The sequence below is a fragment of the Novosphingobium sp. genome, from assembly GCF_965214355.1.
Classification (GTDB): domain Bacteria; phylum Pseudomonadota; class Alphaproteobacteria; order Sphingomonadales; family Sphingomonadaceae; genus Novosphingobium.
The window spans coordinates 1,868,441-1,883,053 of record NZ_CBDCBI010000002.1 but is presented as its reverse complement, the minus strand read 5'-3'; the positions used below and the strand labels follow the sequence as shown (position 1 = coordinate 1,883,053).

Annotated in this window: 11 protein-coding genes and 1 tRNA gene; 3 read left to right on the top strand and 9 right to left on the bottom strand. The window is 63.6% G+C overall.

The features are described from left to right. Positions 1 to 5 precede the first annotated feature (5 nt). Both ACOOE2_RS09150 and ACOOE2_RS09145 read right to left on the bottom strand, forming a co-directional pair. Positions 6 to 1,913: an ATP-dependent nuclease gene (locus ACOOE2_RS09150; RefSeq protein ID WP_420382704.1), complete on the bottom strand. Its 1,908-nt coding sequence runs from the start codon at positions 1,911 to 1,913 to the stop codon at positions 6 to 8. A gap of 849 nt (positions 1,914 to 2,762) precedes the next feature. Next, a tRNA-Ser gene (locus tag ACOOE2_RS09145) sits at positions 2,763 to 2,853 on the bottom strand. Positions 2,854 to 2,929: 76 nt separating this feature from the next. On the opposite strand from ACOOE2_RS09145, the gene ACOOE2_RS09140 reads away from it, so the two are divergent. Further along, positions 2,930 to 3,904, top strand: coding sequence for a peptidylprolyl isomerase (locus tag ACOOE2_RS09140; protein WP_420382703.1), 975 nt, complete (start codon positions 2,930 to 2,932; stop codon positions 3,902 to 3,904). A gap of 34 nt (positions 3,905 to 3,938) precedes the next feature. Here ACOOE2_RS09140 and ACOOE2_RS09135 read toward each other — a convergent pair whose 3' ends face one another. The 3 genes from ACOOE2_RS09135 to ACOOE2_RS09125 all read right to left on the bottom strand — a co-directional run bounded on the left by ACOOE2_RS09135 (position 3,939) and on the right by ACOOE2_RS09125 (position 7,217). After that, a complete protein-coding gene (locus tag ACOOE2_RS09135; RefSeq protein WP_420382702.1) occupies positions 3,939 to 4,265 on the bottom strand; it encodes a hypothetical protein in 327 nt (108 codons plus the stop codon). A gap of 109 nt (positions 4,266 to 4,374) precedes the next feature. Then, complete coding sequence (locus ACOOE2_RS09130) at positions 4,375 to 6,483, bottom strand: RelA/SpoT family protein (protein WP_420384585.1); 2,109 nt, start codon at positions 6,481 to 6,483, stop codon at positions 4,375 to 4,377. Positions 6,484 to 6,578: 95 nt separating this feature from the next. Continuing rightward, entirely contained in the window at positions 6,579 to 7,217 is a 639-nt protein-coding gene (locus ACOOE2_RS09125) for a GNAT family N-acetyltransferase (RefSeq protein ID WP_420382701.1), read from the bottom strand. Between the two features lie 131 nt (positions 7,218 to 7,348). Between ACOOE2_RS09125 and pdeM the strand changes: the two genes are divergently transcribed. After that, a complete protein-coding gene (pdeM, locus tag ACOOE2_RS09120) occupies positions 7,349 to 8,065 on the top strand; it encodes a ligase-associated DNA damage response endonuclease PdeM (RefSeq protein WP_420382700.1) in 717 nt (238 codons plus the stop codon). 162 nt (positions 8,066 to 8,227) lie between these two features. Continuing rightward, positions 8,228 to 8,749, top strand: a complete 522-nt coding sequence (gene infC, locus ACOOE2_RS09115; RefSeq protein ID WP_420382699.1) for a translation initiation factor IF-3 — start codon at positions 8,228 to 8,230, stop codon at positions 8,747 to 8,749. A 139-nt stretch (positions 8,750 to 8,888) separates the two neighbouring features. On the opposite strand, the gene ACOOE2_RS09110 is transcribed toward infC, so the two are convergent. The 4 genes from ACOOE2_RS09110 to ACOOE2_RS09095 form a co-directional block, all read right to left on the bottom strand. Continuing rightward, positions 8,889 to 11,672 (bottom strand): phosphoenolpyruvate carboxylase, encoded by a 2,784-nt coding sequence (locus ACOOE2_RS09110; protein WP_420382698.1) that lies wholly within the window; start codon positions 11,670 to 11,672, stop codon positions 8,889 to 8,891. Positions 11,673 to 11,730: 58 nt separating this feature from the next. Beyond that, the gene (gene eda, locus ACOOE2_RS09105; RefSeq protein ID WP_420382697.1) at positions 11,731 to 12,345 is read right to left on the bottom strand and encodes a bifunctional 4-hydroxy-2-oxoglutarate aldolase/2-dehydro-3-deoxy-phosphogluconate aldolase; all 615 of its coding nucleotides are present in this window, start codon (positions 12,343 to 12,345) and stop codon (positions 11,731 to 11,733) included. 109 nt (positions 12,346 to 12,454) lie between these two features. After that, positions 12,455 to 12,940: a flavin reductase family protein gene (locus ACOOE2_RS09100; RefSeq protein WP_420382696.1), complete on the bottom strand. Its 486-nt coding sequence runs from the start codon at positions 12,938 to 12,940 to the stop codon at positions 12,455 to 12,457. Positions 12,941 to 12,971: 31 nt separating this feature from the next. Then, positions 12,972 to 14,231 (bottom strand): MFS transporter, encoded by a 1,260-nt coding sequence (locus ACOOE2_RS09095; RefSeq protein ID WP_420384584.1) that lies wholly within the window; start codon positions 14,229 to 14,231, stop codon positions 12,972 to 12,974. Between the last annotated feature and the right edge of the window lie 382 nt (positions 14,232 to 14,613).

Below are 14,613 nucleotides of genomic sequence, written 5' to 3'. Positions count from 1 at the left end.
GCCCTCTAAGTAACGGGCCCGAGGCCGGCCGGCCCACCATTCCCGGCCAGAGGCGCGGGCGGAGCTGATGGAGCCGGCGGCGCTGGCGGTGGCGGCGGGACAGGAGGCGCTAGCTGTACTGGCGGTGCCGGGGGCGCGACGGGCGCGGGCGGCGGATCACAGATGGCCTTCAGCGTTATGCACGCGTCGCGGATCCACGATGGAATCTCGGCCTCGGAACACTGACCCAGAAAATCGGCGATGCCCCAATTGCCCTTGGCCCAACCGAAATACTCTTTGAGCGCCGGGATCAGATTGGCCTTGGGATCGGGATATTTGCCGAGAACGTGCGGTGGCCAGTCGAGCGTGTCCGAGAACCGCTCGAGCGCCTCCTGGGTCGTATTCTTGAGGATCAGATCCTCGATCCCCTTTTCGTCGTGCATGAAGAGCCGCTCGACCTGAGCTTCGATCGCCTCCTTCGCCGGATCGGTCTGCTTGTCGCATAGCCCGAAGGTCCGCTTGCCAAGCCCCTTATATAGCCCCGCGAGGTCGGCGATCTGCGAATCGGTCCCTGCATCAATAATGCAGATGCCCAGCGCCTCGATCGAGGCATAGGTCGCGGCATTAAGCTCGGACAGCCGGCGCGCGGCCACGGGGAAGGCGCTGGCCTCGGTCGCCCCCTCCGCGATTAGCACGCGGCGGGACAGAAGGCCCTCGCAGAAGCGGGTGCGAAACTCCTGACGATAGCGCTTGTGCTTGACGCTATCGGGCAACGCGATCTGCGCCTGGCTCAGTGTGCCCGCATTGTCCCGTGACAGGATCACCGTCTCGTCCAGCTTGAACTCCTCAAGGACGTAGGGCGAATGCGACGTGACGATCGACTGCGCTGCCAGCTTGCGCAGCTCGTGTACGATCCGCTTCTGCGCGTAGGGCGGGATGGCCGTCTCGACCTCCTCCATCGCGAAGATGACGTTCTGCTTGTCCTCGGCGATCTGCGACAGCATCGCCAGGACCAGCATGTTGATCGTGCCGGTGCCCTGCCGGAAGAACGGCGCCGCGTGAGTACCGTCGCCTGTCGCGATGAAGGCGGTCACGACCTTGCGCAGGTGCTCGCGCGTCAGGTTCGACACCTTGAGGTGCGGCTTCACGCCCCATTCGCGCGGCACATATTTCTTCAGCGACTTGTCGATGCTGTCTAGCACGCCGGAAATGCCGAGCGCCGGATCGCTTGCGACGTCGAAGCCAGCGAGCGCACCAATCGTGCCTTCCCACATCTGCGGCCGGATTTCCTTCAAGCGTAGGATGATGTCGAGGAGGCTGCCGTGCTCCAGGCTGAGCGCGCGCGACCCCGTGCGCAGCGAGCGCAGGAAAAGGAAGCCGCAATGTTGCTTGTCCTTTTTTGAGAAGGGCTCGGGCTTGTCGCCTTCGGTCAGACTGCGCGAATAGAAGGTATTGCCGGTAAAATCGTCTTCGTCCGGGTCATAGGCGCCGATGAAGGTGACACGTAGCGCGGCCTTGATGTCCACAGCATCGACGCCCGCCGGATTGGCATCGGTGAAGAAATCGCCCGTTGCGACGTTGAGCCATTCGACATGCACGCCAAACCTGCCCTCCTGCTCTTCGGACAGGCCAATAATGGTGACTTCAACCGTGATTTTCGGCGCCTCACCGGGGGCGTCCGCACCCTCAACCGGCTCAGCGCCTTCCTCGGGCGCCGCTGGAGCTACAGCGAGATAATTGCCCTCGAAAAAATCATGCTCGTCGACTGGCGGGCGCCGGCTCAGTCGATCCGGACCCAGCGCAAGGTCTATTGCTTCGAGGACAGAGGATTTGCCCGTGTTATTGTCGCCGATGAGTACGGCATGGTCAGGCAGGACCAGCTTCGTAGAACTGATGCCCCGGAAATTATCGATCGATACGGCGTAGATCTTCAACGCAGCCCCCTGGCGCAATTCAGTTGTATTGTTTTCTCTGCTTCACAACTACCTCCGATTCAATCCGACGTCACCCGTCATTCCGGCAAAAGCATCGCGAAGATGGACGAACGGTAGGGCTTTGAAATGCAACCACTGAAACCGATCAAACATTTGGGACACGTTGGTGACGCTGGTGGGGCGTGGATAAAGGGGCAGCTTCTCCCCTTTCGCAATCCCACAGTAGATCTCGGGAAAGTCCAACCAGCCCGGACCTATGAGAAAGGGCTTAGGCGAATCCACGAATAGCCGGTGTCAGCGCAACGCGACGTTCCCAGTCGCGGCGCAGACCGGCAGAAATGTCCCACACGCGGCTATTCCCAGCGCCTTAACGACAGTCGCTAGGAGTGGGCGGTTTCAGCAGCGGCGCTCGGCAGCTTGAACGACCAAAATTAGGTGCAATGCCGCCTAACGGTCTACCCGGCCACACGGCCCAGGTGCAGTCTCTCAGCCGCAGTTCAACGAGGGACCGGTTCAAATAATAAACTGCAGGTTACATCGGCGTGCCTTAACGCCCGTGCCAAAGGGCGCTGAAGTTTGCCCGGGACTAGCCCTCGCAAGCCATCTTTGAGCGCGGGCCGACGGGGCGTAAGGTCGCATATTTTTAAATATCAACTTCGCAAACCTTCCCTTTGGAATCGGTGATTTGCAAACCGTAGTGCCGACCAGGGCACCAGAGATATGCCCGAAAAATGGCCCCTACCGCGGTGGTTTACTGATTCTCTGAGTCGCAAAAAAACCCGCAAAAACGGCGGAATTGCGCCACGTTTTGAGATGATTTATCGTTGCATATCAGAAACTTAGACTGAATGGCGGAGCGGCAGGGATTCGAACCCTGGATACGCTTTTGGCGTATACTCACTTTCCAGGCGAGCGCCTTCGACCACTCGGCCACCGCTCCGCATGCACTGGAATAGGGCGCGACTAGCGGCATGGCAGGGGTTTCGCAAGGGCGCAGGCGGTGGCATGACGGGATAATGTCATATTCGCCCACGCGCTTCGCCCGGTCCGGTTTTTGCCGGCTGCCCCTCCCCCGCCTGCCGATCGCGTGCCTGCTGCTGGTCTGCGCGCAGGAAAGCCGCGCGCAGGATACCCCCGTGCTATCCCCGCCTGAAATCGTGGCGGCGGCGCCTGCGGGCGAATGGGTGGCGATTGCGCCGTCCGATCTGATAGTGATGGATCTGGCGTCCGATGCGGCGGGACATTCGCGCCGCGTGGTGATCCAGTTGCTGCCCGCGCCGTTTTCGCAAGGATGGATCGGCAATATCCGCAAGCTGGCCGCGGCGCACTGGTGGGACGGGACGAGCGTGAACCGGTTGCAGGACAACTACGTCGCGCAATGGGGGGACCCGAACAGCGATGACAAGGCGCACGCCAGGCCCGTGCCCGCAGGGCTGATCGAAAACAGCCAGGCCGCGTACGTTGCCGCCCGGTTTGCCCTGCCGGCCAGCGCGGCCACCGCGCCGTCATTTGGCCACGATGCCTATGCGCCCGAAACGCGGATCGTGGATGGCTGGGCGGTGGGGCTGGACAAGGATCACGCCTGGCCATTGCATTGCTATGGCATGGTCGGTGTCGGCCGCGACAATCCGCCAGATACTGGCACCGGCGCGGAACTTTATGCCGTGATCGGCCAGGCACCGCGCCAGCTCGACCGCAATATCGCGCTGGTCGGCCGCGTGATCGAAGGGATCGAATGGCTGTCCAGCCTGCCACGCGGAACCGGGCCAATCGGGTTTTACAAGACCGCGGCCGAGCGCGTGCCGATCATTGCCGTGCGCAATGGCGGCGATGTGCCGGGGCTGCCGGGGTATCAGATGCTGTCGACCAAAGGCCAGGCATTTGCGCGTTACGCCGCAGCGCGCGCCAATAGGCGCGACACGTTCTTTGTCACGCCGGCCGGCGGTGTCGATGCGTGCAATGTGCCGGTGCCGGTGCGCCGCATACCGTAATGGCTGGGATTTGCGCGTTACGATGCAGCACGCGCTAGTGAATCTGCTGGATCACCAGTTCCATGGCGGCGGGCATGCCCAGGAACACATCCTCTATCGCCGCGCGCGTGGTATTGCCGACCAGCACCATGTCCCACCCGATCGGGCGCAGGCCCGCATCGCCATGGATATGCGCCGGCTCGTTGCGGCCGATAATCTGGCACACACCCATTTCGGCCAGCGCACCCAGCATGTCACGCGGATCGAAACCCATCGAGCGCATGCCCGGTGTCAGGCGAAAGCTGATGTGCCAGCCCCGGTCCGCACCATGATCCGCCGTCAGCGCCGAAAACGAACTCTCGTGGTCCATGGCCGTGTACATCTTTCAACTTTCCGGTGCCGCAAACGATTGCTTGGGTTTTACCCCCGGGACGTTAAGCTGTTTCGGTAGAAGGGTACGTACCAGCACTAAGTACCTGTATTTCGGGAACCTAGATCCGTTCGGCATCCGCGATGGCATCGCTGCCGCGCAGCGCGGTCAGGATCCGGGTGAAATGCGCCAGATCACGCACTTCCAAGTCGACAATATAGGTATGAAACGGGTTTTCGCGCTGGGTCATTTCCAGGTTTACGACATTGGCGTGGTTGTGCGCAAACACGCCGGCCATTTCCGCCAAAGTGCCCGGCCGGTTATACAGTTCGGCGCGCAGGCGACCAATCGCACCATCGGTCCGCGTATCCCATGACAGATCGATCCAGTCGGCGTCGACCCCGTCTGCCAGCTTGAGGCAATCGATCGCATGGACTTCGACCCCCATGCCCGGGCGCCGCAATCCGATGATCCGGTCGCCGGGCACCGGATGGCAACACGGCGCCAGCGTGAATGCGGCGCCGGGCGACAATCCGCGCACCACGATCGCACGGCTCTGGCGCGGCCAGGCATCCTGCGGCCAGTCTTCGCCTGCGGGCAATTGCGCGACGCTGCCGGGCACGAGCGCTTCCATGACCTGCCGGTCGGTCACGCGCGCCTGGCCGATCGCGATCATCAATTCGTCCTCGCCGCTGAATTTCAGCCGGCGGATGCCTTCGCTCAGCATTTTCTTGCCGACTTTGGCGGGCAGGCGCTCGATGATTTCCTCGTACAGCTTGCGCCCGGTCGCAGCGATATCGGCGCGCTCCTTCTGCCGCACGGCGCGGCGGATCGCCGCACGCGCCTTGCCGGTGACGGCGAACGACAGCCACGACAATTGCGGCTCCGACGTGCGGCTGCGGATGATTTCGACGACATCGCCATTGTTCAGCGTCGTGCGCAGCGGCACATGCCGCCCGTTGATCTTGGCCCCGACCGCCACGGCGCCCAGATTGGTGTGCACCGCAAAGGCAAAATCGATCGGCGTGGCGCCCTTGGGCAACTGGAACAGCGCGCCTTTCGGAGTAAAGGCAAAGATGCGATCCTGATACATCGCCATCTTGGTGTTTTCGAGCAGCTCTTCGGGATCGCTGCTGGCATCGAGGATTTCGACCAGATCGCGCAACCAGCCGACTTGCCCGTCGGGCTTCGCCCCGCTCTGTTTGTACGCCCAATGCGCGGCCAGGCCGAATTCATTGGTCTGGTGCATGTCGCCGGTCTTGATCTGCACTTCGACACGCATCGCATTGTTGTAGATCAGCGTGGTGTGCAGGCTTTTGTACCCGTTGCGCTTGGGCGTCGAGATATAGTCCTTGAATCGCCCCGGGATCATCTGCCACGTGCGGTGCAACACGCCCAGCGCGACGTAACAGGCGTCTTCGTCATCGGTCAGCACGCGAAACGCCATGATGTCGGTGATCTGTTCGAACGAGACATGGCGCTCGGCCATTTTCTTCCAGATCGAATAGGGGTGCTTTTCGCGGCCGGCGACTTCGACGCGCAGGTTCTTGCCCGCCAACGCCTGCTTTATCTCCAGCGCGATGGCATCGACCTGGCCCTCGCCCGCCGCGCGGATCGCCTCCAACCGCCCGGTTATCGTCGCATAACCATCGGGCTCGAGCTGCTGAAACGCCAGCAACTGCATCTCGCGCATGTATTCGTACATGCCCACGCGCTGCGCCAGCGGGGCATAGATTTCCATCGTTTCGCGCGCAATGCGCCGGCGCTTGTCCTCGCTGCGGATGAAATGGAGCGTGCGCATATTGTGCAGTCGGTCGGCCAGCTTGACCAGCAGGACACGCAGATCCGCGCTCATCGCCAGCAGGAACTTGCGCAAGTTCTCGGCGGCGCGCTCGTTTTCCGTCATCGTTTCGATTTTGGAAAGCTTGGTCACGCCGTCGACCATGCGCGCCACATTGGGGCCAAACAGCCGCTCGATTTCCTCGGTCGTGGCCAGCGTGTCCTCGACCGTGTCGTGCAGCAGCGCGGTCATGATCGTTTCCTGATCGAGCTTCAGCTCGGTCATCAGGCCGGCGACTTCGACCGGATGCGAAAAATACGGATCCCCGCTCGCGCGCTTCTGCGTGCCGTGTTTCTGCACGGTATAGACATAGGCGCGATTGAGCATCGCCTCGTCCGCATCGGGGGCATAAGCGAGCACACGCTCGACGAGTTCGTACTGGCGCAACATGGTCACCCAAGATGGGGGCCAAGCGTGCCCGAGGGCAAGGAAAAAGGGTGCATAAATCCACAAATGCTCCCCGGCACGGGAAGGATTCTGCTGGTTCAGTCGACGATCAGCGGGTGCAATGCGCCCAGATCGGCGCCCAGCAACCCCGCCGCACGCGGATCGCGAAACACCTCGACGAAGCGCGAATGGGGCACGAAACCCTGTCTTACATAGAATGCCACGGCGCCGGGGCCATCGAGCGTACAAGTATGCACCCACACCTTTTCGACCGCACCTGTCCACGCGCGTTGCAGCGCGCGGCGCATCAGCCACCTGCCGAAGCCATGCCCCGTCGCCTTTGGCACAAACCCGAAAAACGCGATTTCGCATGCGCCTGGCGTGCGGAAATCCAGCTCGAGCATGCCGATCTCGATCCGCGCGCGATCGGTGACAGCGTACAGTTCAACGGCCGGATCGTGGATAATCGCCATCAGCGCGGCATCATCGAGCGCCAGACGCGACCACCACAGCCACGGCGCGCCGACGCGCTTGTACAACAGACGATACCGCTCGGGCGCACAATCGGTCCAGCGTTCCAGTTGCAGCGGCACATCGGGCTCGATCCCCGGCCGGCGCAGCGCCGCGGGCATTTCGCGCATTTCCAATGCGGTCACCACCGCTGCCAGATCGCCGGGCGCTATCGCATGAAAGCCTTGCCCCAACGGCGCGGTGCCGGGATCGTGCGCAATCGCCATCACGTTCGCACCGCTCTGCAAAGCAGGCTTGTCGGGATCGCAGCGCGGTCGGCGGATGTCGGGGCTCGGGCGTTTTGGTCCTGCATGGTTCGGGCCTTGCCAAGCCCCGGACGATACGGCAAGGGATGATCATGGTTCCCGTTTCGTTCGCACCGTTCGGCTTTATCGATCACGAGTTTGCGCTCGGCACCGGTGGTGACGCCATGCGCGCGCTGTACTGGGCGGAGGAACGCGCGCTGCTGGTCGCCGATCTGCATCTGGAAAAGGCCAGTTTCTACGCACGCACCGGCCAGATGCTGCCACCATACGACAGCCGCGAAACGCTCGAACGGCTGGCCTGTGCGCTGCGCATGACAGGGGCACGCCGCGTGTTCTGCCTGGGCGACAATTTTCATGATGCCGCAGGGCCCGAACGGCTGGACGATCACGCCACGGGCATGCTGTCTGCGCTGACTCGCGCAACCGACTGGGTCTGGATCACCGGCAACCACGATATCAAGGGGTCCGCTCCCGATTGCCCGGCCCTGCCCGGCACGCATCTGATCGAAACCACGGTCGCTGGCGTCGTGCTGCGCCACGAAGCGCGGCCCGGTGAGACACGGCCCGAACTGTCCGGGCATTTCCACCCGAAACTGCGAGTCGTTCAGCGCGGGCGGGCGATCACCCGCGCCTGTGTGGTGGCCAGCGAAACGCGCATGGTGCTGCCCGCATTCGGCACGCTGACCGGGGGACTCGACGCGGGCGCGCCGGTCATCCGCGCCGCGCTGGAGCCATCGCGGTTTGGCGATGCGCTTATTCCTGCCGCCGGGCGCGTCGCGCGGTTCGCCCTGTGGCGCGCCGCTGCTTGAATTTACGCGGTTTGATAACCATTTCCGGGCTAGGGCGAACGAATTGCCAGAACACACGCTTCGCCCTTTAACTGTTGGCGCGATGTGTTATGAGCGCTGACCTAATTTCACCCATTCGTATCCACAACCGGAGAACTGAACATAGCTCCCCCTCCCCGGCGCATGATGGCGCCCCCCGTCAAGAGCGGGCCTCGCTTCAATCTGATGATCAATGTGCCCAAAGTGCGCGTGATCGACGAAAACGGCGAAAACCTTGGAATCATGTACACGCGCGAAGCGATCGACCAGGCTGCGGAAGTCGGGCTCGACCTCGTGGAAGTGTCGCCGAACGCTGATCCGCCCGTGTGCAAATATCTCGATGTCGGCAAATTCCGCTACGAGGCCCAGAAAAAGGCCAACCTGGCGCGCAAGAGCCAGAAGACGCAGGAGATCAAGGAGATCAAGATGCGTCCCAACATCGACGATCACGACTATGACGTGAAGATGCGCAATGTGTCGCGCTTCATCGAAGATGGCGACAAGGTGAAGATCACCCTGCGTTTTCGCGGTCGCGAACTGTCGCATCAGCAACTGGGCATGAACCTGTTGCGCCGCGTTCAGGACGATGTAGCGGAACTGGCCAAAGTCGAAGCCTTCCCCCGCATGGAAGGCCGCCAGATGCTGATGGTCCTGGCGCCGAAGTAGTCTCTGCGATTTTCGTCTCCCCGGGCTTGACCCGGGGTTCCGCTTATTGTGCGTGGCGCGAAAAAGCGGGATCCCGGGTCAAGCCCGGGAAGACGAAAAAAAGCGCCCTTGCCCCTTGGCTGCCTGAGGCCATCTTCCCTTATCCATGCGCGCCGAAATAATTCGCGATCGCCACGGCAATGCGGATATTCAGCGCATGCGCGCGCTCGATCGGATCGATAAACCGCGTGCGGATCGCGCTGTAGTCTTCCGCCTTGTCATCGGGATAATCGCTCGGCTCGTCCAGGCGGAAATCGCCAAGATCGGGCTCGATGACCGGGTAGGCGCGGCGCAATTGCGCCAGTGCATCGTCGATGCGCAGCGACAGCACCATTTCCAGCACATCCTCGCGGCTGATATCGTTCGCGCGCGAAAACGGCGGCACCTGGACCGCGCGCAGGAACATATGCATCAGCAGTGTCAGGCGCACGGCTTGCAACAGGCCGATCGTGCGCCGCGCATCGTCCGCAGCGGCATCGCGCCCGACCGGCGCACCGGGCACCATCGACAGCAGCCGGTGCAGTTTCATCCAGTCGACGCGCAACCGCGAAACCAGCCGGCGGAATACGCCGGCGCGGTCGTCCTTGGTCAGATGTTCGGCCAGCGCCAGGCATCCGGTTTCCAGCGCGGTTTCGGTGCCGCGATAGGGACGGCTCGCCCAATAGGCCGAATTGAACAGCTCCCCGAACGCACCCACGGTCTTGATCGACGCGATACCATTGGCCGCGCGCAGCAACCGCACCAATTGGTTGCCGCGCTCGGAACTGGCCAGCAGATCGGCAATTGATTCGATTTCGTCGCCCGCCGCCGTGCCGGCGCCGGCGATCACATTCACGGCATAGCCGATCTGTTGCAGGATCGCGTTGTGCGGGATCGCGCGAATCTGGCGCAGGCTCATCGAACGGTCGGCGTTGATGTCGGACTGGCGCCGCGACACGCGGCTGCCGGTGCCTTTCAGCATGCCCAGGCCGAATGCAGTGACAGCGCGCGCGTACGTCGCGCTGCCCAGGTATTCGCGCTGCACCCGGCGGATCGAGCGGTAGAAATCGAGACTGCGATCGGTGCGATCGTAGAACGGATCGCGCGTGTATTCGCCCGACAGCGCGGTCTGCGCCTCGGCAATGCGCGTCAGCGTCGCCAGCGCGAGATCGTCGTTGCGGAAAAACAGATAACCGTCGCCGCCCTGAAACGTGACTTCGGCCTCCAGGGTAATGCCGGCGCGGACGAAACGGCTGCGCGCCCAGCGGCTGAGCGGCCATGACAACCGATCGACAAACCCCGACGGATGCGCGCCGCGCCCCATGCTTTCGCCATGGGTGTTGAAGACCAGCGCGGCAACATCGGTGAGCGCGTGCGCGCGCATCGCTTCGGCCAGCCGCCCCTGCAACCGCTCGATTGCAAGCGCGGCGGGGATCTGGCCCAGAAACCGCCCCGCGTCGGAAAATCCGGTCTGGATCGAGACCCGCCCGCGCACCCGCGCATAAGCCTGGTAGGCAGGCTCAGCCAGCAACGCATCCAGAAAGCGGCCGCCGTGTTCGAGCGCGGTTTCGGTTTCGAACAGCGGCGAGACGTCGACCTTGCGCTCGATGCCGAACAGCCGCGCAAAATACAGCGCGGCCAGCACGGTCTGCGGCTGCTCGCTTTCGGCGATCAGCATGCGGATCGGCGCATCGGCATCGATATGGTGCAGGATCTGCGCCATCACGAGGAACTGGCGCATCGCGGTCGAGGTCTCGAGCGCGAGCGCACCGAAATTGATGCGCAACGGCTGTTCCGCCTCGAGCAGTTCGCGCAGGCGCGACAGCGCGCCGCGGCTGCCCAGATCGAGCGTGCCGTCGGGATCGATCCGCCGGCGCAGGGCATTGTGCAATTGCGACGAATTGACCCGAAAATGCACCCAGCCCATGCCGAGGCCATCGGCGCGCATCGCGGCGGCAAGCGCGGCATAGCCGATCGCGGCATCGCCCTGGGTACCGCGCGCGTCGGACGCCAGCGCCGCAATCACCGGTTGCAACGACAGCAGCCGCGCAGGATCATCGGCGGTCATGCGGTTGGCAACATCGGACAAGACAGCCGGATCGGTCAGCGGCTGATCGAACAGGTCGGCCATTGCGGCCGCCTGGTCACGCCCCGCGAGCAGCACCGCCAATTGCGGATGACCAGCATCGATCGTCGTCAGCCACGCGGCATAGCTCGACAACCGGCGCGCTTTTTCGCGCAGCCGGAACAGGATCGACGTGCTCCAGCCGATATCGGTCCGCCCGTCCATGTCATAGCCGACCCAGGTCGCAAACCGGAACGGCAACGGCTGGAAATCGAGCCAGCGCCCCGGCCAGCGTGACCGCGCATGCGTCAGCAACCGCATGGTGATGCGATCGCGCGCGACGCCGGCGCGCTCGATCGCGGCCATGGCCTCGGCATGTTCATAGGCCAGCGTGATCTGCGGCCCGGGCCCAGGCACCGCGCACACGGTCGCGGCGCGTGGGTCATCGGCCAGCGCCGCGCTGGCGACGGCATCGGCATCGCCGGGGTTCAGCAGAAATGTCGGATGCGCGGTGAACACGGCATGCAACAGCGGGCGCTGCCAGCGTTCGCAAAACTGCGCAAACCCGTCTTCCTCGTTCAGCAGCGCAACAACGCGCGACAGGTTCTCTTCCGGCTCGGTCGGCGCGACCAGCGTGCGCAACCGCGCGGCGCGGGTTTGCAGGGCATCGCATTCGAGCTCGGCAACGATCGCCTCGATCTCGGGCAGTGCAAGCTTGCCCGCTTCCAGTTCGCGCGACAGATCGTGGCTTAGCTGGAACACCGGATTGAATAGCGGCGTTTCCGCGGTCCGCTGGTGCAGCAGGGTCAATCTTTCGCGCAACGCCTGGACCGTTTTCATGGAAACACCATTCCTTATGCGCGTTGCGTTGCAGCAATCGCGTGCTGCATCTGCGTTTCTAGCCGCGCAAGGCCGCCGCGTCACGTGCCGCAGCTTCGATAAGGGATTCATTGGGCGTACCCTGCCCCACGAGCCAGCTGCCACCGACGCAAAGCACAGGGTCGGCCGCCAGCCATTCGGGCGCGCTCGCCAGATTGATCCCGCCGGTCGGGCAGAATTTGGCCATGTGGAATGGCGCGGCCAACGCCTTCAACGCGGGCAATCCACCCGAAGTTGCCGCGGGGAAGAATTTGAAATGCATCAGCCCCAGATCGAGCCCGAGCATGATGTCGGCCGCATTGGCGGTACCCGGCAGAAACGGGATGCCCGCTGCGATCGCTGCTTCGCCCAGTTTCGGCGTGAGCCCGGGCGAAACGATGAATTCCGCGCCGGCGTCGATCGCGGCCTTCAGGTCATCGGCATTGAGCACGGTGCCCGCGCCGACAATCGCGCCCGGCACCTTGCGCATCGCACGGATGACATCGAGCGCAGCAGGCGTGCGCATCGTCACTTCGAGCACGCGCAGGCCCCCTGCGACAAGCGCGCGCGCGATCGGCAGCGCGTGGCCTGCGTCCTCGATGACCAGCACGGGAATGACCGGCGCGGTGCGCATGATGGTTTCAATGGGTTTCATGACGGATTCCTGCAGGTGAGCTCGCCTGCCGAATTAGCCGGTAACACCGTGTTGTGCAGCCGCTAACGCACCGGCCGCATACTTATTTCCTGCCCGGAACGGGATAGGCTTAACCAGGAAGCTCGGCCAGATCGTGATACTGCCCGCTGAAAAACAGCAGCGGTGTGCCGGTATCGCGGCGCCCCAGCGCCTCGACCGCGCCGACCACCAGATAGTGATCGCCGATATCGGTCACGCGTTCGACGGAGCAATCGATCCACGCAATCGCGTTTTCCAGCAGCGGCTGGCCCGAAGGCGTAGACCCGTGCGCCAGGTCGGCAAACTTGTCATCGGCGCGCGCGGCAAACCGGCGGCACAGATCGAGCTGATCGGATCCGAGAACATTGACGCAGAACCGGCCGATCGGCGCGATCTGCGCCCAGGACTGCGACCGCTTGTCCGGGAAAAACCCGACGAGCGGCGGGTCGAGCGAGATCGACGAAAACGATCCGACGACCAGCCCGTGGCGTTTTTGATCGGCATCGATCGCGGTGATGACGGCAACGCCGGTCGGATAGGCGCCTAGCACGCTGCGGAAAAGAGCTGTGTCGATCATCGGCATGTCGTGTCGCCAAGGCGGGTCGCGGTCAACCCAAAATTGGCCTGGCCTTGCGTGCAAGAACGCGCGGCGCGGTTTCGGGCATCGTCGCCAGCACCGGCACAACGCAGGCCGCAACCACCGCGATCATCGCGCCCGGCGCCCAGGCGCCCCCGGTGAACCCGATCGCCTTTTGCGCCAGGTACGGGGACAATCCGCCGAAAACCGCCGTCGCCGAGGTCACGCCCAAAGCCAGGCCGGACAGCCGGGCCGAACTGGAAAACTGTTCGGACGTAGTCGATGCGGCCACCGCGCTCCACGATCCACTGGTCGCGGCCAGAACCAGCGCACCACACAACGCCAGCGCAGTGCCGCCATGCGCCATGACCGGAAACAGCGCGGTCGACGTCACCGCCCCTGTCAGCGCAATCGCGATCATCACCGGCTTGCGACCGAACCGGTCGGATGCCATGCCGGCGATCGGCGACACCGCGATGTACATCAGCGCAGCGAGCGTCGACAACTCCAGCGCCTGCCCCTCGGCCATGGCGCCGCTGGCTACCAGAAACGCCGGGATGAACGTCATGCCGACATAATACGAGATCGACCCCAGCGATGAGATCGAAAATCCGCGCAAGACCCCGGCGCGTTCGGCGCCAAGCGCCAGCGCCAACGGGTTTGCGGCGATTTCACCGGCGGTCTGGGCGGTCGTGAATTCGGGCGACTCGGCCATGCGCGACCGCGCGATCCAGATCATCCCGGCCAGCACGGCACCGATCAGGAACGGCACGCGCCAGCCCCAATTTTCCAGCGTGTCGGGCGAAAACGACAACACGACAGCCGCGCTGACCCCCGCTGCGAGCAAGCCGCCGATCTGGCTTGCCGCAGAGGCCAGCGATGCCACCAGCCCGCGTCGGGGCGGCGGCGCGCCTTCGACCAGATAGGCCACCACACCGGTGTATTCCCCACCCACCGCAAACGCCATCACACAGCGCAAGGCAAGCAGCAGCCAGCCCGCCAAGGGCCCCGCCATTGCGCGCGTGGGCAAAGCCGCGATCAGTGCCATCGCGACCGTCATGATCGCCATCGACACCATCATCGCTCGGCGCCGCCCGTGCCGATCGCCATAGACCCCCAGCACCGTCGCGCCGAGCGGGCGCATCAGATACGAAATCGCAAAGCCCGCCAGCGCCAGCCCGACCGAACCCGCCCCGCCACCGTAGAACACCCGCGCCAGCACCGTGACGAAATAGAGATACAGCGTGAAATCATACCATTCGACGATCGTCGACATCGCCGCGATCGCCATCGAGCCGGCGGGTACGGGCGAAACTTCGCTGTGCTGCTGAAATGTCGTGGCCAAGCCCGGTTCCCGTCGAAATGATCGCGCCCCGCCAGACCGGCACGCTGCTTTCGCAGTGACAATACCGGGTTGGCCAAGGCAAGACCCTTTTTTTTGGTCCCGGGTGCATCCGCCTTGCCGGCGTGGACGTAATTCACTTCGTGAGTATGCCGAACCCGCCGGCCCACCCGGCGATGAGGCACCCCGCTAACGAAAGGTCCGAGGCCGCAAAACTTGGGCCTTTCGTGCATAGCGAACCGGTCATGGCCGCGCATCGTGTGCGCGTATGTGCGCCTGATATACCGTTCGCGAATGCCTGCCCGTTGCCGCAAGTCCTCCCTCGACACCT

Coding starts and splice junctions, on each gene's coding strand:
- pdeM (WP_420382700.1), top strand. CDS start 7,349: ATGGTTCCCGTTTCGTTCGCACCGTTCGGCTTTATCGATCACGAGTTT.
- ACOOE2_RS09135 (WP_420382702.1), bottom strand. CDS start 4,265: ATGTACACGGCCATGGACCACGAGAGTTCGTTTTCGGCGCTGACGGCG.
- ACOOE2_RS09100 (WP_420382696.1), bottom strand. CDS start 12,940: ATGATCGACACAGCTCTTTTCCGCAGCGTGCTAGGCGCCTATCCGACC.
- infC (WP_420382699.1), top strand. CDS start 8,228: ATGATGGCGCCCCCCGTCAAGAGCGGGCCTCGCTTCAATCTGATGATC.
- eda (WP_420382697.1), bottom strand. CDS start 12,345: ATGAAACCCATTGAAACCATCATGCGCACCGCGCCGGTCATTCCCGTG.
- ACOOE2_RS09095 (WP_420384584.1), bottom strand. CDS start 14,231: ATGGCGATCGCGGCGATGTCGACGATCGTCGAATGGTATGATTTCACG.
- ACOOE2_RS09130 (WP_420384585.1), bottom strand. CDS start 6,483: ATGTTGCGCCAGTACGAACTCGTCGAGCGTGTGCTCGCTTATGCCCCC.
- ACOOE2_RS09110 (WP_420382698.1), bottom strand. CDS start 11,672: ATGAAAACGGTCCAGGCGTTGCGCGAAAGATTGACCCTGCTGCACCAG.
- ACOOE2_RS09125 (WP_420382701.1), bottom strand. CDS start 7,217: ATGGCGATTGCGCACGATCCCGGCACCGCGCCGTTGGGGCAAGGCTTT.
- ACOOE2_RS09140 (WP_420382703.1), top strand. CDS start 2,930: ATGTCATATTCGCCCACGCGCTTCGCCCGGTCCGGTTTTTGCCGGCTG.